Genomic DNA, 25,591 nt, shown 5'->3' on the forward strand with positions numbered 1-25,591 from the left:
TGCGGTCGCCGTTCGCCAGTCAGGCGGTTTGCCAGCTAACGTCAAAAGCATCACGGGTAACAACCACCGACATCTCTCGCCCGTCAACGAAGTGAACACTAACTTCAGAATAGTCAGGCAGATGCTTTTTGACCTTTACCTGCCGCACTTTTCCGCGCGCATCAAGCGAGGTTTCCGTCGCTTCATCAAAGTAACCATGGGTTTCAATCGCGCAGGCAAACAGCACATTGTCGCCGTGGGTACGCCAGATCCAGGCGGGTTCGCTGCGCAGGTTAAAATTCGGGTCGCTGGCGCCACTGCGCGCAATAATCGCTTCACCCCCTTCAGGTAAAGCGCAGCAGGCGCTGTAAAAACTGTCGCCATCCAGCCAGCTAATCAACGCAGAATCGCCCGCCGCGATTTCGCCCTGAGCACAGCGCCATAAGTGTTGATAGCCGTCACTGTCCCCTAAAGGGTTCCAGCTTTTCCCGGTGCTGTACTGAAAGTTAGTATTCACTAACTGACCATCAGTATGCAGGCAGTAATCATACTGATGCTGCTGCTGACTTTGCAGGCTATAGAGATCCAGCAGCAGCGGTTTTACGCTGCCGGTAACCTGTAGCATCAGCACCGTACGACGCATGGTGACACCGGCGTAATATTCCTGCAGCTGAGCGCTAATCCCCTGACCGTCAGGATGGTCGGTGATAAAGAAGCAGGTTTCACCGTGACGCTGTTCGGCCAGCGAGCTTGTGCCCTGATTCTGGCTACGCTGATCGACGACTACAGTGTTATGCGCCACCGTCTGCTTACAATAGCTATTGTTTTCAGGAATATAGCGTCCGCCAAATTTCGGTTCAACGTTGACCCAGCGACCAAAACCATAATCTTTCAATACCTCGCGCCCGCGATTAAACCAGCTGAGATGCAGACCATCAAAGTGACCGTGATTTAACGCTGAGTGCAGTCGGGGGATACTGCCGTGCTGGCCATACCACAGCAGCGCCATATGAGTATCCTGCTGTTCATCGCGCTGACGTAATACGGCAATAGCACCACACTCTCCCTGCTCGCCATCCCTGACCAGCAGGCTGGGCCAGATATCATCCTGCACGCCAGCGGCCACCGCACGACTCAGTTCTGCGGCGCCCCCTCCCAGCCATAGTACTCCCTGACGCTGCGCCAGTGCGGCAAGACGTGCATCAGCACCATAACGGCGCCAGCAGACGCTGACGGCAATCAGAGCGCCTTCATCTTGCAGACTCATGCTTCTGGAAGCATCATTCAGCGCCGGTAAGCTGTCGTCAGGGAAGGCCAGCGCAAATAGCGTGTAACAGGTACGATAAATCAGCTGCTGACGGTAGTGCCAGATATCCAGTTCAGGCTGCCGCTGCGCAATAGCTTCCGCCAGCAGCAGCAAAGGACGCAACCCAAAGCGATGGTAATAGGGGCCTTCGATATAGTAACCATCCGGCGAAAACAGCCCGTCCAGCTGGGCAAAAAATCCGCCGCTCTGGCTGTCACCCGCCAGGCCATACAGGGATTTATCGACCAGTTGCTGATCATTCAGCACATAGCCACAAAGCGCCACCGCCGCCACTGACCACAGGCCATGGTTGTGCACAATATCGAAGGTTTCCGCATGCAGCGTCATCGCTTCCACCGCCATCAGTCGCAACAGATTTTCTTCGATATGGTGGCGATCGTCGGCGTTAAGGGAGGAAATAATGCAATGATAGCCTTCAGCGGCATACAGCAGAAACATATGCTCATTCAGCGTCTGATGGAACAGACGCCCTGGCGGATTGGTATCGCGGCTGGTGGCGCTGCCCAGTTGCGGGTAGCAGTCTGCATAGCCTTTTAACAGCGTCAGCGCCGTGTCGCGATAGCGTTGATCGTCGGTAATCAGCCACAGCCGTCCGGCCTGATTAATTATCTGATAGTTCAGTTTATGCCGGGCATGCTCTGGGCCACCTGCTTCACCGTGTCCGGGAATTTCCAGCGGTAGTTGTAGCCAGCGGTTAAGCTGCGCAATCTGCTGATTGAGGCTTCGCCCCAAAAGTGAGTTAGTGCCCACTTCACTCCTGAAGCGCTCTATATCGGCATAATCAATTAATAATGGTTGCCATCTCATCCTTTGTTCTCCTGTTGCCAGTGCGGTTGCGATAGCAGCCAGGTTTCACGCTGCGCCTGAATGACCGCACCACGTTCAACGTCCTGCTCGTAACCTTCTCCTTTGTTGCCGGTATCAAATTGCGCCTGCTGAATCAGTTGCTGATAACGAGTGTCGTGCCGGCGATTGTCGGCCAGTGACAACAAGGGAATTAAGCGTACGCTAACGCGATCAAGAGATTTGTATGGCCAGGCGCGCGCATCGCTGGTGTAAGGCGCCATAAAGTCCAGCGCGCGGATAATGCCCGCCTGCTGCGCATTCTGGTAATGCCATAAATTTCCGGCATCGGCCTTCGTCGCCAGTTCCGCCAGCGCGGTCAGCGCCTGCAGATTAAAGTAGCTGTAGTGGAAAGAGCGGGTACGCGCCAGCTCTTCCGGCTGTGAGCCATCGGCCGCCAGCTGATACGCCAGCTTGCTTTCCGCCAGCGTCACCATCTGTTTGATCAGCGCCGGTTGTTGCAGATACCAGGCAATGCCCGCCACCTGTACGGCATACCAGTTACCATGGTTGTTTTTGGCCTGCGCCTCTTTTTTTGCCAGTTTGCTGGTCTGCAACCAGTGCAGATACTCTTGCATCCACTGCTGCATTGCCTGCTCGTCACTGGCTTTCCAGCCTGGCGCCTGACGCAGCATAATCAGCGAATCAACAATACGCGTCGCGAAGTAGCGGCCATCCAGCACTCCAGATGAACGTCCGTCAGCCACACCGGGCACGCCCTGCGCAAAATTAAGGTTGGGATTCATCCGCGTTTGCGGCGCAATAAACCAGTGGTGCAGCTGAGCAATAGCTTTGTCGGCATAACGTTGCTCACCGGAGAAATACCAGGCCAAAGTCAGCGCCTGTACGTCAGCGGTAAATGCCGCCAGCCGCACGCCGTCCGACTGCTGATTTTTACTGGCCGGGTTAACCTCACCATCCCGGCGCACCCATGGCAGACCATCGCTTTTACTGTCATCTGGCCACCAGTAGGCACTGAGACTCAGATAGTCATGCTTTGAACCACTGGCTGGCGTCATACCTTTATCGGTGACGCTCATCAGCGGGTGTTGCAGGGCTTTGTCAGCCTGGCGCTGTAACGCCTGCCAGGCTGCGGTGGTCTGTGCCGGCGCCTGATGCTGCGTCAGCTGTTGCCTGACCGCGGCAATCTGTGTATCCACCAGAAAGGCCAGCGCATCTGCACGCACCGGTAAGCTGGCGCCGAGCATCAGCCACAGTAAGCAGAGTAAACCGCGGCTTATCCTGTTTCTCATCACTCTTCTCCTGAGAATGTAGGTTTCCTGAACATCGCTTGTCTTATTAGTAATACAAATAAAACTTTTCGCTGGAAAATCTGCCATAGCATTTTCAGAAATGCCACGCAGAACACGCAGTAAATCCGGTGTTATTGAAGCCGGTCACAAATTACGCAGATTCTTTTTGTTTTACTCTGGTAATACTTTTACAAATTATCCGTACGCAAAATCTGGTCATACAAAAACATTACTGACCCTACAAAGAGAAGAACGCTATGGATCTCAATACAATCGTGATGATCGGCTACTTCATACTGATGATCATCATAAGCTATGCATTCAAAAAGATGGGCACCGGATCCTCCAGCCACTACTTCCGTGGTGGTGGCCGTATGCTGTGGTGGATGGTTGGCGCCACCGCCTTTATGGTGCAGTTTAGTGCCTGGACCTTTACCGGCGCCGCGGGTCAGGCCTATCGCTACGGTTTTAACGTCATAACCGTATTCCTCGGCAATGTGTTTGGCTACATCATGGCATGGTACTGGTTTGCTACCCGCTTTCGCCAGATGCGTGTCGATACCCCGACTGAGGCGATTAGCCATCGTTTTGGCCGGGTCAACGAGCAGTTTTTTACCTGGATGCTGATTCCGCTTAGTATCCTCAGCGCTGGCGTCTGGCTTAACAGCCTGGCGGTATTTGCCAGTGCGGTATTTAAGTATGACGTGACGCTGACATTGTGGATCACCGGTATTGTTGTGCTGCTGATTTCCCTGCTCAGCGGCGCCTGGGGGGTGGTCGCCAGTGACTTTGTCCAGACGCTGGTGGTGGCACTGATTTCCGTAGTCTGTGCGGTGGTGGCGCTGATCAAAGTCGGTGGTCCGATCAACCTGGTCACACAATTTCCGTCCGGCTTTATCACCGGCCCGGACGTTGGCCCTCACTATATTTCGCTGCTGTTTGTCTGCTTTATTTTTTTCTTTATTAAGCAGGTACAGAGCATTAACAATATGCAGGATTGTTATCGCTTTTTAACCGCCAAAGACAGCTTAAATGCTAAAAAAGCGGCGCTGTTTGCCCTGATACTGATGTTTTTCGGCACGCTGATCTGGTTTATCCCGCCGTGGGCAGTGGCAATACTCTATCCTGATGCCGCCAGTGCGCACCCGGAGCTGGGCAAAAATGCCACCGATGCGGTCTATCTGATCTTTGCTGAACGCGCGATGCCGGTGGGGACTGTTGGCTTGCTGATGGCTGGTCTGTTCTCCGCCACCATGTCATCGATGGATGCGGCGTTAAACCGTAACTCAGGCATCTTCGTGCGTAGCTTCTGGACGCCGATCATCAACCGCAACCAGCCACGCAGTGAAAACTATCAGCTGCGGGTCGGACAAATGGTCTGCATAGTGAATGGCATTCTGGTGATCCTGGTTGCTCAGTATATGCATACCATGCAGACCTTTAGCCTGTTCGACCTGATGATCAAAGTTGGCACCCTGCTACAGGCGCCGATTATTGTGCCGCTGTTCTTTGGTATGTTTATCCGCCGCGTGCCCGACTGGTCAGCCTGGGTCACCGTACTGTTTGGTCTGTTTGTTTCATGGGTGATCAGCCACTGGTTTACCGCTACGGATGTCGCGGCACTGCTGGGGATGACGCCTACCGCGCGTGAAATTAACGATATCTCGGCGATGTGGAACATCTTCTCGCATCTGGTGTTTACCGGCGGCTTCTTCTGCCTGACAACCCTGTTTTATCGTCCCGAAGCCAGTCCTGCGCGCCAGAAAGAGGTGTCCAGCTTCTTCGCGACCATGGAACAACCGGTCTTTGCGGAAGAGGATCAGGATGAGTTCGATCGTATGCAGCGCGATAAGATCGGTAAGATCTCGATGATGATGGGCGCTGGTCTGATGCTGTTGATTCTGGTGCCGAATCCGCTGTGGGGACGCCTGCTGTTCCTCGCCTGTGCGCTGACTATCCTGCTGTTTGGCTGGGTGCTGTATCGCAGTGCCAGCAAAAAACCGCAACCAGCCGATGCGGCTTCGCTGGCTGAACATCGCCGTTAATGCTGTTAAGTCTTAACCAGCAGCCGGGGAGATATCCTCTCCGGCTGTTATCCGCTGAAAAACAGGAAATAACCTTTATCCAACCGATTTATGCCGACGAAAATAAGGATAATTTCAGCTAAAGCGGCACGCTTAATTGTACAATGTGATTAACTTTAAAATATTTACTGGCAGAGAGGCTTAATAACCACCAGCATCAGTGAATGATTTTATAGCAATAAAATCCTGGCGGTGAATATGCGCTGCTTATTGCTATCCCCTCCCTCTACCCGCTTGTGACGGGGTCTGCCACGGTAATCGCTGCCCACAGCTAAAATAAAAAAACAGATTATAATTATCACTATAATCGCCGAAAAAAAATTTGGCTTAATAATAAAAAAGCCCATTGGGGCATAATCTGAAACTGACGAAAACCGCTGGCAAAAACTGGACGGATTAGTTCAAACCAGGCAATGCTTTACTCAGCCGCGACAACGAACAGCGATAATCCCGTTTTCGTTTGCAGCTCACCTGTGCTCACTAAATAAAACTCTTCAGGACTGCCTATGAAAACTGAAATATTCAACATCTGGCCATTCGGTGATGCGCCAGGCGCCAGTGATTCGCGCGCGCAGCCACAGATTGTCGATCTGGCCAAATTGTATGAACCACACGATCGCGCGGCAACTGGCGTTCGCTGTCCTGAAATCGCGCTGTGGCATCCTGAAGAGTCGAATGGCATTACCCTGCTGGTTGCGCCCGGTGGCGGCTATCAGCGCATTATGATCGACAAAGAAGGCAGCGCGCTGGCGACCTTTTTCACGGCGATGGGCTATACGCTGGCGGTGATGACCTACCGTCTGCCCGGCGATGGCCATCACGAAGGCGCCGACGCGCCGCTGGCCGATGCACAGCGTGCGGTTCGGGTGCTGCGCGATCGTGCTCAGCTGGGCTTAAATGGCAAACGCATTGTGATGATGGGCTTCTCTGCCGGAGGGCATGTTGCCGCCAGCCTGGGCACCCGCTTTGGTGAAAAAATCTATCCGACGCAGGATGCCGCTGATAGCCGCTCGCCGCGTCCGGATGCGCTGGTGCTGGTCTATCCGGTGATCAGTATGCGTGACGGCCTGGCCCATGCAGGCTCCCGTGAACGGTTGCTGGGCGCTGCCCCGGATAAAGAACGGGTGGAGGACTATTCGCTGGAGACGCGGGTGAAAGGCGATACTCCGCAAACTCTGCTGATCCATGCGGTTGATGATCCTTCGGTATCAGTGAATAACAGCATGGTGTTTTTCACTGCCCTGCGTCAGTGCGAGGTGCCGGTTGAACTGCACTTTTATGAAAAAGGGGGGCACGGATTTGGTATTCGCGGCGTTGCCGATCTGCCACTGGCCAGCTGGCCGATGCTGGTCACTGAGTGGTTACGCTCAAGGGTGTGGGCATAGCAGAAGGCAGGATCAGGGGCGATGTAATTCACCGCCCCTGAGAAGAACAATCAGGACTGTGGTGCCGGAATATCGGATACTTCAGGCTTAATATCCTCCGCCTGCACCGGCGTGGTTTTCACTTCTGGCGGCGTCATAATCCGCTGCCAGCTATCCTGCAGAGATTTGATATTGGTTTCGGCTTCACCCTGCGGCTGCATCAGCACCATTGTCAGTTCCTGCGTCAGTTGCTGGCGCAATTCCTGATTCATCATCGGCAAGGTTAACTCTGATAAAAACGCCTGGCGCAGCTTCTGATACTGCTCGGGAGCAATATCCACCACGCCATTTTGCTGTGAACGCAGACGCTGGCTCATCAGCACATCAGTATTGGTGCGTGCATAGGTAGCAAACAGCTTATTCAGTTCCGACGTTTTCTGCGCCATCAGCGCGTCAAACTCCTCCTGCGGCAAGCCGTTATCACGAATGTTCGCCAGCTCACGCGCAATCAGGTTCATATTGTTCTGCAGCGTGGCATTGCTGGAATCCATATTAATGCCACACTGCGCGCGCTGATACAGCACGCGGCAATCGAACCCCACCTGAACGCCCTGCGCTTTACTGTCGCTCAGCACGCGCTGGACATGCCAGAACAGTGCTTCACGCGCCAAATCGCTCTGCCAGTAACGCGACAGGTTTTGTGAATCGCGAATCGGCTGCCATGGGGTGTCCCATACCAGCGACAGGCGATCCTGGCTGACATTGTTATTTACCAGATTCACCGGCTGATGCGGTAACGGTGAAAGCGTCGGCATTGGCGCTGGCGTTTCGCGCTTCCCTTCCAGCGAGGAGAAGGTTTTGTTGATCTGCTCAGACAGGCTACGGCTGTCAACATTGCCGACCACAAACAGCGTCATCGCATCCGGGGTATACCACTGTTTATAAAAGCTGTTTAGCTGCGTGATATCGATCGGCGCTTTGGCCGGTTCGGCCGGATCATGAGCCAGCATCAGCGAGCCTTGCAGACGATAGCGCCACCAGACATCCTGCGGATTGCCCGGATGGGTAGCGATAGGATCATCGGCACCGATCGCCGTATTGACCACCTGATCGTTGATGGTCATTTTACCGGCGGTGGCGGCCAGCCAGCTCAGCGCTTCTTTTACTACTTCCGGGCGATTGTTGGGCAGGCTGAGGTTATAAATGGTGAAGTCGTATGAAGTCAGCGCAGGCGGAAGCGGGCGGCTGGGATCAATGCCCTGTTGCCACAGGGCGCGCTGCTGAGCGGTATCCAGCGCGGTATTATGCACCAGCGCCAGACGAGGTAATAAATGGCTGAATCCAACCTGCTGGGCATTCTCCACCAGCGATCCGGTATTCACCAATAATCGGATTTCAATTCTGTCGCTGGGGCGCTGCGGAGTGGTGAGCACCTGCCAGGTCAATCCGTTGTTTAATTTTCCCTGCTGCCAGGCAGGATCGGGTTGTAGTGTTTCAGCCTGCACCGTACTACTGACAGCTGCCAGCAACACCCCACCAACCAAAAGACGCATTATGGTGCCCTGCATGTGAACCCCTACTCAATCACAAACCAATAATAATCACTGGCGCTCCGCGCTTGCCGTTATCATTCCGTTGAATAATAAGGGAGAAGCCGCTGCGTTTAAGAGAATAAATTCTTAGACCACGCATTGGCGGAGTTGTCGCGCAACGAAGTGAAATATCATAAAAAAAATGCTTACCCTAAAGATTTCGAGTCGCAGGAAGGCGGCAAGCCCGCGAATCCCCGGGAACATAGATAACTATGTGACTGGGGTGAACGGGCGCAGCTAACGCACCTGCAACTTGAAAGATAACGGGTAAGTTGGGGATTATTATGCAAATACCCGCAGCAAGGGCAAGCTACTGCGGGCATTTGAGGGACTTTTTAGATGAATTAGTCGCTAAGTGCACTATTTCAGGCCGTTTTTTCCTGTTTCGCAGAGGATGACAGCGTCTCCTTCATCTTGTTTTCGTCCAGCTGACCGACCCATTTTGAGACAAACACCGTGGCCACACCATTGCCTACCAGGTTGGTTAACGCGCGAGCTTCTGACATAAAACGGTCAATACCGAGAATTAATGCCAGTCCCGCAACCGGCAGATGTCCTACCGCCGAGAGTGTCGCCGCCAGCACTATAAATCCGCTACCCGTGACGCCTGCGGCACCTTTGGATGACAGCAGCAGCACCACCAGTAAAGTGATCTGGTGGACAATATCCATATGACTGTTGGTGGCCTGTGCGATAAATACCGCAGCCATGGTCAGATAGATCGAGGTGCCATCGAGGTTAAACGAGTAACCGGTTGGGATAACCAGGCCAACCACGGACTTCTTACAGCCCAGACGCTCCATCTTCTCCAGCATACGCGGCAGCGCGGACTCGGAAGAGGATGTCCCCAGCACGATCAGCAGCTCTTCTTTGATATAACCGATAAATTTAAAGATATTAAAGCCGACATAGCGCGAAATCAGCCCCAGTACCACCACCACAAACAGCACACAGGTAATGTAGAAGCAGATAATCAGCTGGCCAAGCTGCACCAGTGAACCGACGCCATATTTACCGATAGTAAAGGCCATCGCCCCGAACGCACCGATTGGCGCCAGGCGCATAATCATATTGATAATGCCGAAGATCACCCGTGAGAAGTTTTCGATAAAGTTGAAGATCATCGTGCCTTTATCGCCGAGGCGATGCAGGGCAAAACCAAACATAATGGCGAACAGCAGCACCTGCAGAATATTACCGCTGGCGAAAGCGCCAATTACGCTGGCAGGAATAATATCCAGCAGGAAGGGGATCACCCCTTGCGACTCAGCCTGCTGGGCATACACCGCCACCGCCTTGGCATCGAGCGTGGCCGGATCGACATTCATGCCGACTCCCGGCTGCACCACATTGACCACCACCAGACCGATAATTAATGCGATGGTACTGACGATTTCAAAATAGAGCAGCGCCACGGCGCCCGTGCGCCCGACTGCCTTCATGCTTTCCATGCCCGCGATGCCGGTGACGACGGTACAGAAAATAACCGGCGCGATAATCATCTTAATTAATTTAACAAAGGCGTCACCGAGTGGTTTCATTTGCGCGCCCAGCTCCGGATAGAAGTGGCCGAGCAATATACCCACTGCGATTGCAGTTAATACTTGAAAATAAAGGCTTTTGAACAGGGATAGTTTCATAAAGGCGTTTCCGTTAACGGCTGTTTATGCGATTCACATCGCTATCATTAGAATTGTACGACAGCGCGGAAAGTAACATCGGGTTAACAGTATTAATATGTCCCGTCTCACGTTGTGGAAATCATCATCCATTAATATGAACTGAAACGCTTCAGCTAAGGGTTTTGTAACTTTTGATAGCGCTAAATGCTGCTTAAAGGGAGGGGAAAAAACACCTAATCGACCGGCGGTAGCCAGCTTTCAAATGCCGCCAGCGGCAGCGCCTCAGAGTAGAGATAGCCCTGACCGATATGAATACCACGCGCCAGCAGCCAGTCGCGCTGTTCCGGGGTTTCGACCCCTTCAGCCACCACATCGATAGCAATAATGTCGGCAATCGCGGCGACGATTTTCACCATCGCATCATCATCCGGCAACGCCGAAACAAAGCTGCGATCCATCTTCAGCTTGCTGATTGGCAATGATTTAAACTGATGTAAGAAATTAAGGTTAGAGTACCCCATGCCAAAGTCGTCGAGCGCCACCGCAATGCCGACGCGCTGCAGCTCGCTTAATAAAGCGATAGCCTGCTCAGGATCGCCAACCTGCGCGGTTTCGGTAATTTCCAGCACCAGACTTCCCGGCAGAATACGATGACGCGCCAGTAAATCCTGTAAATGCGCCACTACGCCCGGATCGCGTAGCTGCACCGCGGAAATATTAACGCTTAATGGCAACGTGATACCTCGCCGCTGCCAGCCAGCCAGCACACGACAGGACTCTTCAAACACCCAGCGCCCCAGTGCGCCAATCACGCCCAGCTCTTCCGCACCGATAATAAAACCTTCCGGCAGGCAGTAGCTGCCGTCGGCCTGACGCATCCGCAGCAGCGCTTCCGCGCCCACCAGTTTGCCACTGCGCATATCGATTTGTGGCTGCAGGAACAGTGAGAACTGCTCCTGCTCCAGCCCTTGCAGAATGTCATGCTCCTGCGTCAGGCGTTTTTGCGCCCGTTCGGTCAGCTGCGGATCGAAGAACAGTATCTGGTTTTTCCCCTGATGGCGTGCCGACATCATGGCTGAAATGGCGCGGCCCAGCAGCTCTGGCGCTTTCAGGGCATCGTCATCACGCTGCGCCATACCAATGCTGACGCTGGGCCGTAATTGCATATGCTGTAACGTCACCGGCTGCGTCAGGCGCGCCATCACATTGCGCGCCAGACGAATGGCGCGGAACGGACTGTTGGCCCGTTTCGCCAGCAGCACAAAGTCACTGCTGTTGAGTTGCGCCAGTACGGAACGCTCATCAAGGCAGCTGCGGATTTTTTCCACCAGCGTCAGAATCAGGGTATCGCGCTGCTCATCGGTCAGTACCCCGTTCGCTTCCTGCAAAGTCTCAATGCGCAGCACCATAATGGTAAAGCTGCTGATGGTGCCAGCCGATTTCAGATGCTGTTCAAGCAGCGCTAAAAACAGCGTCTTATTCGGCAGGTCGGTAAGCGCCACATGGGTGGTCAGGCGGCTCATCTCATCGTGAATCGACTCCTGCACCTGCTGATTACGGTTATAGCTGCGGATCAGCATGCCAATTTCATCATCACGATGCAGTGGTGGCATCGTCAGCTTATGGGTCAGAAGTTCCTGCGGCGACAACTCCTGTAGCTCACGGGCAATATCGCGCAGCGGATGAACCATCAGGCGATTAATGCACCAGCTAATCGCCACCGACAGGATCAGCGCCAGCAACAGATAGGTGGTCATCATGGTGGAGACGGTACTGAGGATAAACTGGTACACACGCCAGGAATCTGCCTGCAACACCAGATAGGCCAGCGGCTTCGGCGCGGCGGTGCGCTCTGTGGCATACAGCGGCACGGTGATTTGCACCGGCAGTTCAAACACCCGAGCGATAAGGCGCGGCACCGGCTTTTCGGGATCAAAATCGGTATGTAAGGCCTGGAAGGCATTCGGCAACACCACATCAGCACGCGTCAGAATGCCGGCCGGCTTTAACGAATTGAGTATACGTTCCGCCTCAGTAATATCAGCGCGCAGTACTGCTTCTGACAATGGCTGACGAACGGTATGCGCAATATTTTCCATTTGCTGGGCGTAGTCCGTCCTGCGCTGCTGCACAAAATGGAAAAGCTGGATAACGATAAAAATACAGATGGTAATGATCGCAACCGCAGAAACCGTCGCCATCTGCTTAATCGTAAGTGAACGACTGACGCGCAAAGCTATTCTCCAGGCTCCCTCTGAGGGAATGAGAAGGCAAAAACTGCCCAGAGTATATCTCATGCTGCATGTTTTTTTATCCATGAGAATGCATGGGGTATTAGTGTTTAAGGGTTTTCCGAGTCAAAAGCGTCGTAAACATGGCATATACCGACATTTCGCGACAAAAGCCTATTTAAAATCGGCGTAGGGTGTCAGCGGCTGCGGCGGCATATCCAGATCCCCTTGCCAGCCCGCCATTGAGTAACGCAGATACATTAGCCCATGACTGGGGGTGTAATCCTTCGCCTGCTGAATATCAATACCGGCACCCAGCGTCCAGTGCGCGGTTAAACGCCGCTCAATCACCGCCTGTACCGTATAACCAAAGCCGCCGCCGGTGCTGTCATCGGATTGCGGATTAGCGCTGGTAGCAAAACCCGGGTAAACCGGATAACGCTGCTGACCTTTACTACGCGAGTGCGACCAGGAAGCGGATCCGGACAGATCATATGACCAGTTTTCTGTGCGCTGACGCCAGCTGACCGGCAATGCCAGCGAGAAATAGCTTTGCGGACTGTAATAACCCCCCTGACCAAATGCGTAGTCACTCAGGTCTTTCTGGTAATGCCATAACATACTGCTGACACCAATACTCATGCGACGGTGAGAGTCATTAATCAGCTTGTAGTAATAGCCTCCCATCAGGCGTTCACGCGTGTTGTCCGCGACATTTTCACCGGTGATTTGATGCGCGCTGATATCACCCCAGAGACCATGAGCACCGCCCTGGTCGTAACTGAGTCCCAATGCGCCACCGCTGGCTACCACACCTCCCCAGCGACGTCCGCCCTCGCTGCTCGGGTCATAGGCTCCGGCAAACGAGAGCAAAGAGCTGGCGATCGGACGCCGTGAAGCGGTAAAGGTCAGTCCGATATCATCAAGATCGGTATTCCAGCTGACACCGCCAACCCAGCTACGTACCGCAAAACCGATCGGCGTGCTGCCGATATCCACCGACCAGCGTTGATCACGCCAGCCAACGGCGGGCGATACCCCTTCGGCGCGCTGCTTCAGGCCGCTGCGGCAACCGCGGGTATTATTATCGGCGCAGGTGCCAAACACCTCGCGATGCGTGCCGTTTTCGTTGTCAAAACTGCCCGCAGACAGCGCGACACGATCAAGACGCATAAAAGCTTTTCCCTGCGCCAGTGGTGTTTCCGCTTCCAGCATCGTGGTCCAGGCGCTGACATCTGACACCCCGCCGCTGCCTTTATTGCGTGAGTAATCCTGCTCCAGCGTCAGCGTGCTCTCCTGCTGACGCCAGAGATCGGCGGCATCGCTGCGTACTCCGCGTTTCAGCCAGCCATCGCGTTCATCGCTGCGCATCAGCCGGGTAAAGCTCAGATTATCCTGCGGAAGTTGCGGGCTGATACCGCTGGCGACCATCGCCTGACGATAATCATTGAGCGCCAGCTGTGGTTGCGTTTCCAGCCGCGCCGCATCACGGTACACCAGCGCAGTGCTAAGCCCCGGCGGCGCACTGGCGACGCGGGTTTTCAGCCGGGCATACCATTCACGCGCTTGTGCTGTGTCGCCGATGCTTTGCCAGGCGCTGGCTACCCGGCGTTGACTGTTAATCGTGGTCTGTGGCGGCAGAGCCTGTAACGCCCGGCGCGCTTCATCATGGCGTTTCAGCATCACCAGCGCTTCGATACGTCCTGATGCCGCATCACTATCCTGCGGCAGCTGGCGCAAAACTTGTTGATAATGCTGTAAAGCCTGATCGCCATCGCCACGCGCCAGCGCCCAGTCCGCCAGAGTATTATCTCGCGCCGCTGAGAATGGCTGTTGCTGCAACCAGACAATCGCCGCGCGCTCATTGCCGCCGTCACGCAGCCGGTTAGCACGCGTCAGCATCTTATCCTGCTGCAAACGCGTAGCCAGCTGGTGCATATCCTGATCCCACTGCGCTTCGGACAGCGTATGTAACTGAGCCAGCGCCCGATCGCCCCGTTCACTGGCCGAGAGATACAGGCCGTAAGCATAAACCTGGGCGCGATCAGTGGGATGTCGCTGCGCCATCGCCGCCATCAGATTATCCGCCTGCTGCGGCTCGCCCGCCTGGCTTAACGCCGCGGCCAGCCGTGCGTTAAGCCAGATATCCTCGGGTGTATCACGCAGCGCCTGGCGATAGTTGTCTGCTGCTGCCTGCCAGCGCCCCTGCTCTGCCAGCGCACGACCCTCTGCCTGCCGCGCATCGCTGCGTAAACTGTTCAGGGAGCTGCCAAGGGCGCGCTGCTGCGCGGATGACAGATGATCGATAAACGCCAGCGCCTTTTGCGGCGACTGCTGCTGATAAAGCTGACTCAGACGGCGCGCGGCACTGCTGTTGGTCGGGTCGAGATGCAGCGCCCGTAAGAAGTGCTGTTCGGCAGTGGCGAAATTTTTACTGGCCAGCGCGACATCGCCAAGGCCCAGCAGCGCATAGCTGTCGCCGCGGTCGAGTGCCTGCGCCTGCTGATAATCGCGTTGTGCGGCGGCAAGATCGCCACGCGCCAGCGCTTTATCGCCGTTGTCGATCGCCAGCCAGTAGCGATCCGATTGCAGCAGGCTGCGCCATTTGCCGATGCTGGTGCTCTGCTGACCCGCCTCGATCGCGCGCTCAAAATAACCGATCGCCGTCGCGCGCTGATTCGCCCGAGACAATGCCTGGCCAATGGCTCCCAGCAGTTCAGCATCGTCTGGCGTGGCTTTTAACGCCATACGCAGCGCCGGCAGCGCCGCCGCACCGGCGCCGTGATCCACCAGCGCCAGCCCGCGCACGCGCTGACGATAGGCCGGATCGGCCAACAGCTTTTGCTGCCGATCCCGCTCCTGCAACCCCTTACGCCGCGCATCACCTGAGTTAAAGGTGTCGAGATAAGCCTGCAACTGCGCCAGCGTAGTGGCAGAAACCGGCTGCGAAACAATACGCGCCAGCCACAGATTCGCCGCCTGTTCCCGTCCTGCCGGATTTTGCGCCACTGCTTTTAGCTGACTGAATGCGAGATTATCGCTATTGCGTTGCAACTGTAGCTGGGCAATCTGTATACGTACGCCAATATGCCCCGGATAGCGCTGATCCAGCGCCTGTAAGCGGGTCAGGGCCAGATTCTGCTGGCCGTCAATGCGCGCCACCAGTCGCCAGTATTCCAGCGCAATATCCACGCTGGGGAAAACGCCGTTAAACTGTTTATCGTACGCGCTTCTGGCTGCCGTCAGCCGTCCGGACGTGGCCAGCAACCGCGACTGTTGCAGCTGCTGACGCCCTTCCGCTGACACCAGCAACATCGCGGCGGCTGACTGCTGTGCAGCGACTGAACCCGGCGCGATGCTATTCAGCTGCGCCATCAAACGCTGCGCCCGCGCCTGATCGCCCTGATGCAGCGCCAGCCGCAGCTGCGCGGCCAGCAGTTCCGGGTTATCAGGGTCGATTTTCTCCAGACGATAAATCGACTGACTCACCAGATCGTCTTTATTGGTCGCTTCGCCAATGCGGATTTGCTGCAATAGCCAGCCAACCGGCGCCACCTGCTGCGCGACCACCGGGGTGGTAAAACCGGGCAGCATCAACGCCAGCCACGGCCAGGCTTTACGGATCACTAATGGCTATCCTCATCGCCGAGACGACGACGGCTGACCAGCCGCATTACCCGCCAGATCAGCAGGGCAAACAGAATCACCACCACCACGGTAAACAGCGCCAGCCATACCGGATGGGTTGCCAGCGCATTCCACAACCGCTCCCACCATGGCAGATAGCCGACATCATAGTTATCACCGACGCGCAGGCTGTTGACCCCGGACTCGCGCACAATCGCCACCGAACCGTAAATCGCTGCACGTTTTCCGCTATCCAGCAGCGCATTATTTAACAGCTCCCAGCCGCGCGGGCTGTCGGCGAGTAACGCCACCACACTGCGCTGGTCATGGAACGGGGACTGGAAACCAACAATCGCGCCCATCGGCCCGGTGGAACCGATAGTAGTCTGACTTTCTGCCTGACGGTCACTGGCGGAGGCGTCGACATTGTCCAGCACCGTCTGGCGGTTAGGTTTATTCACCCAGCTTTTCGTCGTGTCCACCAGCAAGTTGATTTTGCTCTCATCGCGCAATTCTTGTGGAATAACGCCAATCATCAGCAGGTCAGCGTCGCTGCTCTTTGCTTTGCTCCAGTCGTCGCTGATCTGCACATTCAGTGCCGGATAACCGGTTTGCGCGCCGATATTACCGAGGGCATTAAGCAGCGCGCTGACCTGCTCACTGGAAGGCTGTGGCTTAACCAGCACCAGAGTTTGCGCCAGATCGGCATTGCGGCTGAACGGGAAACCGGCGTTGGCAAAAGCCCCCAGCGAAGGCATCTGCATAAAGTGGCGGTAGCCGGAGAAATCCACCGTCGAATCGCCATCGATAACAATATGATTGCCCACCGGCGTCACAGTTTCGCAGCGGCCATCGCTGGTGCCGCCGATAATAGTAGTGGCGTAATCGAAATCAAAACGCATCTGGTTCACCACGCCGAGGCGCAGCGCCGGAATGCGCAGCTGATTATTACTCTCCTGCAGCCCCTGAATCAGCGGAATATGCAGCAGCTGTCGCGCACTGTCCTGCTTCATCGACAGCGGATAATCCTGCATAAACTGCTCATTAAGATGGATGGCCAGACGTGAGCCGTCGTTCTGTAATGGCGAGGTATAACGGTAACGCATATCCATATCGATACCGCGCGCGCGGATCAGAAACAGATCCGGCGGCAGATTCATATTCAGTGTAATCGGCGCGGGTTGCATACCGCTGGCCTGGAACTGGTTTTCATACTGCTGCAGTTCCGAGAAGGTGGTCGGGCGATCGGTGCGCACCCAGCGCGGTGCATCATATGGCTGACGCGGCGCCAGCGATTTTACACTGTCGATGGTCGACAGCTGGCCACGCAGCAGCACGTCACCCTGTGCAATACCGCGCACTGCGGTAATCAGATCCTGATCGTTACGCCCCATGACCAGCAGCAGCTTCTGATACGGATTATCCGGGCGACTGATGATTTCGACCGTCGGTTTCTGCACCGCCGGATAATCTTTGAGGAAATCGGGGCGCTGGTCGTTAGTAGCAAACACTACCGCATGCTGCTGTGGCGGCAGCTGGTTATAAAGTACCGGGAATGCCTGACCATGCCATTCGGCCTGCACGCCAAACCAGGAGGCCAGCATCGCCGCGGCCTTCTGCTGCGCTAAATCCGGTTGGGCGGCAAACACCATTGGCAGCGACAGCGGACGACTGTCGCGGCTGTCAAAGAACGGTTCCGGGAAATGGGACAGGTCATTTTTCACCGGCAGTTTCTGCATACTGAGATCGAGCGAACTCTCTTTACCCACATCCAGCCAGATGGAGCTGTAAGCCGGGTTTTCGCAGACGTTGGTGTAATGTCCCACCAGCTCCAGGCGGATACGGTTAAAGTCGCCGATAAAACGCGGATCGATATTGACCTGCGCCTGCTGACTTTTCCCCAGCTGATCCGCCGTTACCGTCACCAGACCGACTAACTCATCATTAAGGTAGATTTTCAGATGTGACATGACTGGCAGCAACGACGGTGAAGGGCGATAGTGCAGATTCAGCACCGCTTTGGTGACCACTTCATCACTGCGCACGCCGAATTCAATCTGTCCCTGCGGACGAGTGCCGCGCAGATCAAAGCTGCCCGGTGCTGGCGCCACCTTACTGAAGGGCAACACGTCCTCACGCAGCGGCGCCGCCGGGTCGACTACCACCGGCGCAGACTCAGTGGTCATCGCATTATTGCCTGGTGCTCCCGGGGCGGCATAAGACAGAGGCATCACCACCATCAGTAATGCGCTATACCAGCTTAGTTTTCTCGTCATGTTGTCATCATCAATTAGTGAGTTTTTGCCGCTGCGGTCAGTGGGGCTTTAGGAAGAAACGAGCCGATCCAGAGTATAAGACCGGTGAGTGCTGCGAACAGGCGGCGCAGGCCCGGAGGCCCATATTCCGCCAGACGCAGATAGCCTTTAAAGCCCAGCAGCATAATGTCAGCCAGGCTGTGCATCGGTTTATCTTCCGGAAAACCGTCCTGCCATAACGCCCAGGTATCCGCCCGGGCGAAGGTACACTGAATAAATTCGATATGTTGTCTGGTGCTCAGTCCTTGCAGGCTAAGGCCCGCGCGGCGGCCAAAGACACGCTGTATATAACAGGGGAAACTGAACTCCTGCTGACCGCGCTTCAGCAGCAGGAATACCTGCTCTTCCGCGTGCAACAGCCCCTCATCCTGCAACTCCAGTCCAACGCTGGCATCCGAATAGTCCCGCAGGGTGCAGGGCAGCATATGTCCACTGGCGCGCATAATTGCCGCTGGCATGGCGATTTCCACCCGGTGCGATTCGCGGATCTGACGTGCTTCCACCGACACTGCGACCGCACCACCGAGAATAATCATGTTGTAGAGCACCCACACCGAGCTGACCAGCACCGTCATGATTTCCGTTTCTGGCCCGTTGTACAGACGCCAGATGGCGGCAAACAGACCTGCCAGATTCAGCAACACCAGAAACATATAGGGCCGGGTGATAACCCAGTCGAGATGGCGTTCCCCGACCAGCCCGCCTTTCGCGGTGACGTTGAATTTGCCTTTGCGCGGGTTAAACAGCGCCACGGTGGTCGGCCGGGCGATATACCAGGCCAGCACCGTTTCATAGATATCGCTCCAGAACGAGTGGCGATAACGCCCCTGAATACGCGAATTCGTCAGACTGGTATGGATCATATGCGGCAGTACATAGATGGCGATCGCCAGCGCCGGGGCAAAAATGATAAAGGCATGGCACAGCAGGAACGCCAGCGGCGCCAGCAGGAAAATCAGGCGCGGAATACCGGAGAGAAAATGCAGCATGGCATTGGCGTAGCAGAGCCGCTGCACCAGTTTCAGTCCTTTGCCCAGCAGCGGATTATCCAGCCGGAAAATCTGCGCCATCCCGCGCGCCCAGCGGATACGCTGGCCGATATGCGCCGATAAACTCTCGGTCGCCAGCCCGGCGGCCTGCGGAATACGAATATAGGCCGAGGTGTAGCCCTGACGATGCATACGCAGGGAAGTATGTGCATCCTCGGTCACCGTACCGGTAGCGATACCGCCGACCGCATCCAGCGCGCTGCGGCGGATCACCGCACAGGAGCCGCAGAAGAAGGTGGCATCCCAGACATCATTACCATCCTGTACCAGGCCATAAAATAGCGTGCCTTCATTCGGCGTACGGCGAAAACGTCCGAGATTGCGTTCAAACGGATCCGGCGAGAAAAAGTGATGAGGCGTCTGCAGCATTCCCAGCTTCGGCTCTTTGATAAACCAGCCCATGGTGATTTGCAGAAATGAGCGCGTGGGTACATGGTCGCAGTCAAAAATCGCCAGATATTCGCCGCGACAGACGCTTTGCAGCGCATGGTTAATATTACCCGCCTTGGCATGCTCATTATTTTCGCGCGCCACATAGTGGATGCCGGCGCTGGTGGCGAACTCACGGAACGCCGGGCGGTTGCCATCATCCAGCAGCCAGATATTGATTTTGTCGTGCGGCCAGTCGATGCCCAATACGGCGTAAATGGTGGGTTTCACCACGCTGAGCGGTTCGTTAAACGTGGGCACCAGCACATCGATTGTCGGCCAGCTGGCGCGCTCTTTCGGCAGCGGCACCGGATGACGATTCAGCGGCCATAACGTCTGGAAGTAACCGAGAATCAGCACGATCCATGAGAAGGTTTCCGCCACTATCAGCAGCAGGCCAAAGGTCAGGCTGAGCGGATCGTCCCAGTTCAGCGTCGAGGTGTAGCGCCACCACAGATAGCGGCAGGAGACGGTGAGCGACAGCACAATCAGCATGGTGGTCGACAGGCGGCCAGGCACGCGGCGCACCACCATCGCCACCGCCCACAACAGCAGGACAAAGATAAACTGGGTCAACAGATCGAATGGCTGGGTAATGCACAGTAACGCCAGCAGGGTGGCAACCGTGGCGCAGATGCCATACAGCACAATGCGCAGCCGTGGATTCAACCGATCCAGCCGCGCTTCCGAACGCCGGGGGAGTTTCTGTTGCTGAGCACGCTGCGGCAGCGCGTTGAGCCACAAATGCACACGCCGACGCCCGCGCGATAAAGGATTCACCCGTTGCCGGTTGCGCCGGGCATAAAACGGCACCGTCAGCAGCAGCCACAAGCTCTGAACCAGATAACGCAGCGCATCAGCCGGGCGCGGACACTCGGCAGAGAGTTGGGGAAACAGCGCGCGACGCTGGTCAATAATTTTCTGCCATCCTGCCGTTTCCAGCCGCAACAACGACCAGCTCAGCATCACCCAGAAGCATTGCAGGGTAGCGGCAAATCTGCCCGCACCGCAGCGGCGATAGCCTCCATAGCGCTGGCTTAACGCCTGCGAAACCGCGGGAATTAACAACCAGCGCAGTGGATTCATTGAGGCTGCCCGGAAAAGTTAATCAGCACCCAGCTGGCCAGCGTGGTGATCTCTTCAACCGCCAGGCTGCCTGGGCGATACTCCCCTGCCGGTTGTTTCATCAGCAACGCCTCCGCCAGTGCCTCATCGCGATGAATATTCACCGGGATCAGTTTACTCAGACCACTGAGCCACAGCTGCTGCAGATCCTGCTGTGACTGACTGTTAGCATTAAATTGGTTGAGCAGGAAGTGGGTAGTCGCGTCAAAACAGCGCTGGTGCAGGCGCAGCTGGCAATTAGCATCGGCAGTAAGCAGACAGAGATGATGATCGGCCTGCGCGAGGATTTGGCGCGACCAGAGGCACTCCTGCGCCGGAACATCCAGCAGCAGCCAGCGGTAGTGGTTTTTCAGGTCTGGCAGATGCGCCAGCCACGATGAAAGAGCGTCGACTGCGGCCTGCTCCGGCATCTGGCGTTCCTGTTCATTCAGGCCGCCAAAAGGCACCAGATCCAGCTCCGGCAGATAGCGAAAAGCGCTCTGCTGCCAGTCACTGTTATCCAGCATCGCGCGCATCCAGCCGCGCGTTATATTCAGCGGCAGATTAAAATGCGCGGCCAGCTGGTTGCTGGCGGAAAAATCCATCACCAGCACGCTTTCACCCAGCTGATTCAGCGCCCAGGCCAGCGCGGCGGTAATCGAGGTGGTTCCGCTGCCGCCGCGGATCCCCTGCAGTGCAATGATCGGCATTAATTCCCTTTCTCCTGCAGATCGTTGGCTAATTCATGCAGCAATGGCCAGCGTATCAGAATATTTTCCAGACGCTCATCTCTGGCAATATCGACATAATCCCTGGCGCTAAAGTTGAAGGCTTCACTTAATGCGAGGATGTCATCAGCATGCCTGGTGACATTTACCACTGTGGGAATATTTTTGTTTTTTTTCATTGTCCATCACCGTGGAAATCCAATCTCTGCCAGAGCAGAACAATATACAGCAAAGCCGGGCAAGCGGGAAAAATGCGCGGGTTATTTTAGTTGTAATCAATATTTTAAAAACTACAATTAGTCCGAAAATGGCCTTTGATAATAAAATAGTTCGGGATTATCTACTTTGCGAAAAATCATATGACGCTTTCATTTACACTCGGCATTGCGCAGCTGCAGGATGAATTAACGCAGATGCAGGCACCGGGTTGTTATTGGATAACCAGCGATCGCCAGCCGGATGCCCGCATGCTGGCACGACAGGTCATTGGCGCTCAGCAAAAACTGACCCTAATCAGCAATTCAGAAACGCCACAGGCGCTGTTAACACCAGCACCTGCAGGTGACACGCTGAGCATACCGATGTATTCGCTGCCCGCCGGGCGTAAAGGGCTGCTTAATCTGCCTGAAGATTTGGCCCGCCTGCTATCTGCCCGGCCACGCTTAATTCTGCTGTATAGCGCATATGCTTCATGGCAAAGCTTAACGGCAGCAGAAATTGCCATCTGGCTAAAAAAAATGACGCGTTTACTGGCGGAAAAAAACAGTACGTTATTAATTATCAGTGCCGGCACTGGCGTGAATAATCTGCGCAATCAGTTGCAGCGTTTTTTTCATCAACTTGATGGTATGGCGCATCTTGAATGGCAACAGGACAGGTGGGATTACCGCATTAACTGGTGGTGTAGTGGCAATCAACTGTTTGCAGATCGGGTTATTCGTTTAGACAATCGCCATGAGAAGTTCGGCTTATTAAATGACGCTGAACCGGGCACGCCATTAACCCTGAGCGATGAACAGCAATTTATTGCGCAAAGAGATGTTTTAGAGGGTGCGCAGCCATTATCACGCCAGTGGCAGCTTTTTGACCATAATGATGAAGTTTATTCGCGCGCGCAGCAGGCCAGTTCGGCAACGGTACTTTTTAGCCTGAGTGATAATCAACAAATTCCACTGCTGGCCGAGAGTATTCATTTTTTGCGCCGAACGCGCGGCAGTGCCCTTAAAATAGTGGTGCGCGAACTGGAAACCAGTATGCGTAACAGTGATGAACGGCTCCTGCTGGCCTGCGGCGTCAACAGCATTATTCCCTATGGTACTAATCTGTCGGACTTCCTTACTGCACTGGAAGGCCTTCAGGGACAGAGCTATAACCGCCATGTCCCGGCCGATCTGCAACAACTGATGGCCTCAATGCAGCCACTGCATGAGAAGGGGTTTCTGCCGCCAGCACGCTTTTATGCTGCGGTACAGCTACTGGTGCAAAACACCCTGCTGCCGGAGAATGGCAAAGGATTATTAGTCGCGCTCCGCCCGGTGCCCGAACTGCAACCACAACAGGCGCTGACGCTGTGCAAAATGCGCCGCTTTGGTGATCTGGTCACCCTGATTGATGACCGGCTATATCTGTTTCTGTTTTCCTGCCGTTTTAACGATCTCGACACCGCACTAAAGTATATCTTTTCGCTGCCTTACAACGAAATCTTCGCCAACCGTATGGTTTGGTATGAAGACCTGCAAATTGCCTCGGAGATCCGGCAGATTAAAGCGCTGATCCCCACAGCCTGGCGCAATGCAGCGCCAGAGAGTGAAGCAGCAGAAACTGTGGCTTTGCAAGAGCGAGCTCCTGTTGTACGCCGCGTGCCACAGGCCATTACACTGGGTGTCAGCGCCGGTCAGGGAAGGGTTAAATGAGTTTTATCGATAGCGTGCAAATTCTGATTCTGCTGCTGCTAATCTTATTGATTCTGAAACCTTTTTATAGCCGCTGGCTGCCTGCTGCGTGGCACGGTATGATTCACCGCCTGATGCCGCCACGCGCCCTGAAATATGAAGGCACGTGGCGCAGAAAACCCGCTGACAGGGATAAAGATAAGTCATGACCGACGTAAAACAAACGCCCATTTCTGGTGCCAGCTCAACAAACTACTGGCGCGGACTGGGTGGCTGGAATGTCTATTTTTTGCTGAAATTTGCCCTGCTGTGGTTTGGCTATCTTAATTTTCATGCATTAAGTAACCTGGTATTCCTCGCCTGGCTACTGATGCCCATCCCTTCCCTGCGCTGGCACCGCGCTCGCCACTGGCTGTCACTGCCCATCGGCTTTGGCCTGTTGTGGCATGATACCTGGCTGCCGGGCATCGCCAGCCTGATGAGCCAGGGCGACCAGCTCAGCGGGTTTTCCGCCGACTATCTGCTGGATCTGGTTAACCGCTTTATTAACTGGCAAATGATTGGCGCCGGCTTTGTGATGCTGGTGATCTATCTGTTTATTGCGCAGTGGATCCGCGTCACGGTGATTGTCACACTGATGCTGCTGTGGATTAATATCGTCAATATTGCCGGGCCGTCACTGTCACTGCTGCCGGGTAAGGCGGCTACTCCCGAGGCGGTACTGAATAGCCCACCGCCAGTCAGTAAAGATACCGCATCCGGTAATACACTGGACCAGTCAGCGCCGCCCACCAGCGCTAACCTGACGGCGTATCTCAATCGTTTCTATGAGCAGGAAAAACAGCGCGTTACCCGCTTCCCGCAGACGCTGGCGCCGGAATCCGCTCCCTTTGATATCCTGGTAATCAATATCTGCTCGCTGGCCTGGGCGGATGTCGATGCCGTACAGCTGCGTAATCACCCGCTGTGGCAGCATTTTGATCTTGTGCTGAATAACTTTAACTCGGCTACCGCCTATAGTGGCCCGGCAGGTATCCGTCTGCTGCGCGCCAGCTGCGGACAGAGCTCGCATCACGACCTTTATCAGCCAACCAATAACCAGTGTTACCTGTTCGATAATCTGGCAAAACTGGGCTTTAAACAGCAGCTGATGCTGGATCATACCGGTGAATTTGGCGGCTTCCTGCAGGAGCTGCGCGACGCCGGTGATATGCAGGCGCCACTGATGTCGCAAAGCGGTATTGCACCGGCGCTGACCTCATTTGATGGCTCGCCAGTATATAACGATGCGCAACTGATGCAGCGCTGGCTGGATGAGCGTCAGAAAAGCAGCGATGCGCGCAGTGCCACTTATTACAACCTGATCCCACTGCATGACGGCACGCGGGAGCTGGGCAGCACCAAAACCGCCGCTTACCGGCCACGGGCGCAAAAACTGTTCGATCAGCTGGATGAATTTATGACCAGACTGGATAAATCAGGACGCCGCGTGATGGTGATCGTGGTGCCGGAGCACGGCGCGGCGGTGGAAGGCGATAAGATGCAGATGTCCGGTCTGCGGGATATACCCAGCCCGTCGATTACCCATGTGCCGGTTGGCATTAAATTCGCCGGGATGAAGGCTCCTCATCAGAGCGCGGTGGGTGTCGAGACGCCAACCAGCTTGCAGGCGCTTTCCGAACTGATTGCGCGCGTAGTGGACGGCCAGGTATTTAATGCGGCAAACGTCAATATGGCAGCGCTAAGCGACAATCTGCCGCAAACGCCGGTGGTGTCAGAAAATGACAATGCGGTGGTGATGCTCTATCAGGGCAAACCCTGGATACGCTTAAATGGCGGCGACTGGGTGGCTTATCCGCAATAGCGAGTCGGTGGTTTAACACCAGAAACGCCGATCTAAAGGCGAAAAAAAACCGGCGACTATGCCGGTTTTTTTCTGTTCCGCTGGCGATTGGTGGTCGCCTTAAGAACGTTGCCACTAGTATCTGTTTGCACAACCTGATTTTAGCATTTCTTATTGTGCCGTCAATACAGATTGATCATTTTTCAGTCAGCGGTTTATAATCCGCAGGTTGACAGATACGCCGGGTGGCCTCTTGTAAGTGTCTGATACTTAGTCGCTTAACGTTTTTCCCGACCGGAAACAGGTGGT

15 protein-coding genes are annotated in these 25,591 nt (G+C 55.1%); 5 read left to right on the forward strand and 10 right to left on the reverse strand.

The genetic code is table 11. The annotated features are described in order from the left end of the window. Window positions 1-19: 19 nt before the first annotated feature. Together N5923_RS09515 and N5923_RS09520 are read right to left on the reverse strand one after the other, a co-directional pair. Window positions 20-2,113, reverse strand: coding sequence for a heparinase II/III domain-containing protein (locus N5923_RS09515; protein ID WP_267143134.1), 2,094 nt, complete (start codon window positions 2,111-2,113; stop codon window positions 20-22). Next, window positions 2,110-3,402 (reverse strand): alginate lyase family protein, encoded by a 1,293-nt coding sequence (locus N5923_RS09520; RefSeq protein WP_267143135.1) that lies wholly within the window; start codon window positions 3,400-3,402, stop codon window positions 2,110-2,112. The genes N5923_RS09515 and N5923_RS09520 overlap by 4 nt, the downstream gene beginning before the upstream one ends. Before the next feature lie 257 nt (window positions 3,403-3,659). Here N5923_RS09520 and N5923_RS09525 point away from each other — a divergent pair, with 257 nt between their 5' ends. Beyond that, window positions 3,660-5,447, forward strand: a complete 1,788-nt coding sequence (locus N5923_RS09525; RefSeq protein ID WP_267143136.1) for a sodium:solute symporter family transporter — start codon at window positions 3,660-3,662, stop codon at window positions 5,445-5,447. Between the two features lie 545 nt (window positions 5,448-5,992). After that, window positions 5,993-6,871 (forward strand): alpha/beta hydrolase, encoded by an 879-nt coding sequence (locus N5923_RS09530; protein WP_267143137.1) that lies wholly within the window; start codon window positions 5,993-5,995, stop codon window positions 6,869-6,871. Window positions 6,872-6,921: 50 nt separating this feature from the next. On the opposite strand, the gene N5923_RS09535 is transcribed toward N5923_RS09530, so the two are convergent. The 8 genes from N5923_RS09535 to bcsR form a co-directional block, all read right to left on the reverse strand. Then, on the reverse strand, window positions 6,922-8,418 hold the full coding sequence (locus tag N5923_RS09535) for a M16 family metallopeptidase (RefSeq protein ID WP_267143138.1): 1,497 nt from the start codon (window positions 8,416-8,418) through the stop codon (window positions 6,922-6,924). Window positions 8,419-8,807: 389 nt separating this feature from the next. Next, the gene (locus N5923_RS09540; RefSeq protein ID WP_267143139.1) at window positions 8,808-10,082 is read right to left on the reverse strand and encodes a dicarboxylate/amino acid:cation symporter; all 1,275 of its coding nucleotides are present in this window, start codon (window positions 10,080-10,082) and stop codon (window positions 8,808-8,810) included. A 215-nt stretch (window positions 10,083-10,297) separates the two neighbouring features. Next, entirely contained in the window at window positions 10,298-12,298 is a 2,001-nt protein-coding gene (gene hmsP, locus N5923_RS09545) for a biofilm formation regulator HmsP (RefSeq protein ID WP_267143140.1), read from the reverse strand. A 171-nt stretch (window positions 12,299-12,469) separates the two neighbouring features. Then, the gene (gene bcsC / locus N5923_RS09550; protein ID WP_267143189.1) at window positions 12,470-15,889 is read right to left on the reverse strand and encodes a cellulose synthase complex outer membrane protein BcsC; all 3,420 of its coding nucleotides are present in this window, start codon (window positions 15,887-15,889) and stop codon (window positions 12,470-12,472) included. Between the two features lie 32 nt (window positions 15,890-15,921). Then, window positions 15,922-18,198: a cellulose biosynthesis cyclic di-GMP-binding regulatory protein BcsB gene (bcsB, locus tag N5923_RS09555; RefSeq protein ID WP_267143141.1), complete on the reverse strand. Its 2,277-nt coding sequence runs from the start codon at window positions 18,196-18,198 to the stop codon at window positions 15,922-15,924. A gap of 14 nt (window positions 18,199-18,212) precedes the next feature. Then, window positions 18,213-20,801 (reverse strand): UDP-forming cellulose synthase catalytic subunit, encoded by a 2,589-nt coding sequence (bcsA, locus tag N5923_RS09560; protein WP_267143142.1) that lies wholly within the window; start codon window positions 20,799-20,801, stop codon window positions 18,213-18,215. Then, window positions 20,798-21,529, reverse strand: coding sequence for a cellulose biosynthesis protein BcsQ (gene bcsQ, locus N5923_RS09565; RefSeq protein WP_267143143.1), 732 nt, complete (start codon window positions 21,527-21,529; stop codon window positions 20,798-20,800). The genes bcsA and bcsQ overlap by 4 nt, the downstream gene beginning before the upstream one ends. Then, the gene (gene bcsR, locus N5923_RS09570) at window positions 21,529-21,726 is read right to left on the reverse strand and encodes a cellulose biosynthesis protein BcsR (protein WP_267143144.1); all 198 of its coding nucleotides are present in this window, start codon (window positions 21,724-21,726) and stop codon (window positions 21,529-21,531) included. Before bcsR ends, bcsQ begins: the two co-directional genes overlap by 1 nt. A 180-nt stretch (window positions 21,727-21,906) precedes the next feature. On the opposite strand from bcsR, the gene bcsE reads away from it, so the two are divergent. The 3 genes from bcsE to bcsG are packed head-to-tail and all read left to right on the forward strand — an operon-like array spanning window position 21,907 to window position 25,303. Next, on the forward strand, window positions 21,907-23,460 hold the full coding sequence (gene bcsE / locus N5923_RS09575; protein ID WP_267143145.1) for a cellulose biosynthesis protein BcsE: 1,554 nt from the start codon (window positions 21,907-21,909) through the stop codon (window positions 23,458-23,460). Beyond that, window positions 23,457-23,648 carry a cellulose biosynthesis protein BcsF gene (bcsF, locus tag N5923_RS09580; protein WP_267143146.1) on the forward strand — a complete coding sequence of 64 codons (192 nt, stop codon included), beginning with the start codon at window positions 23,457-23,459 and terminating at the stop codon, window positions 23,646-23,648. The genes bcsE and bcsF overlap by 4 nt, the downstream gene beginning before the upstream one ends. Next, window positions 23,645-25,303, forward strand: a complete 1,659-nt coding sequence (gene bcsG / locus N5923_RS09585; protein ID WP_267143147.1) for a cellulose biosynthesis protein BcsG — start codon at window positions 23,645-23,647, stop codon at window positions 25,301-25,303. Before bcsF ends, bcsG begins: the two co-directional genes overlap by 4 nt. Window positions 25,304-25,591 lie beyond the last annotated feature (288 nt).

It is taken from the genome of Winslowiella arboricola (genome assembly GCF_025527015.1).
In the GTDB taxonomy this organism is placed as follows: Bacteria; Pseudomonadota; Gammaproteobacteria; order Enterobacterales; family Enterobacteriaceae; genus Erwinia; species Erwinia arboricola.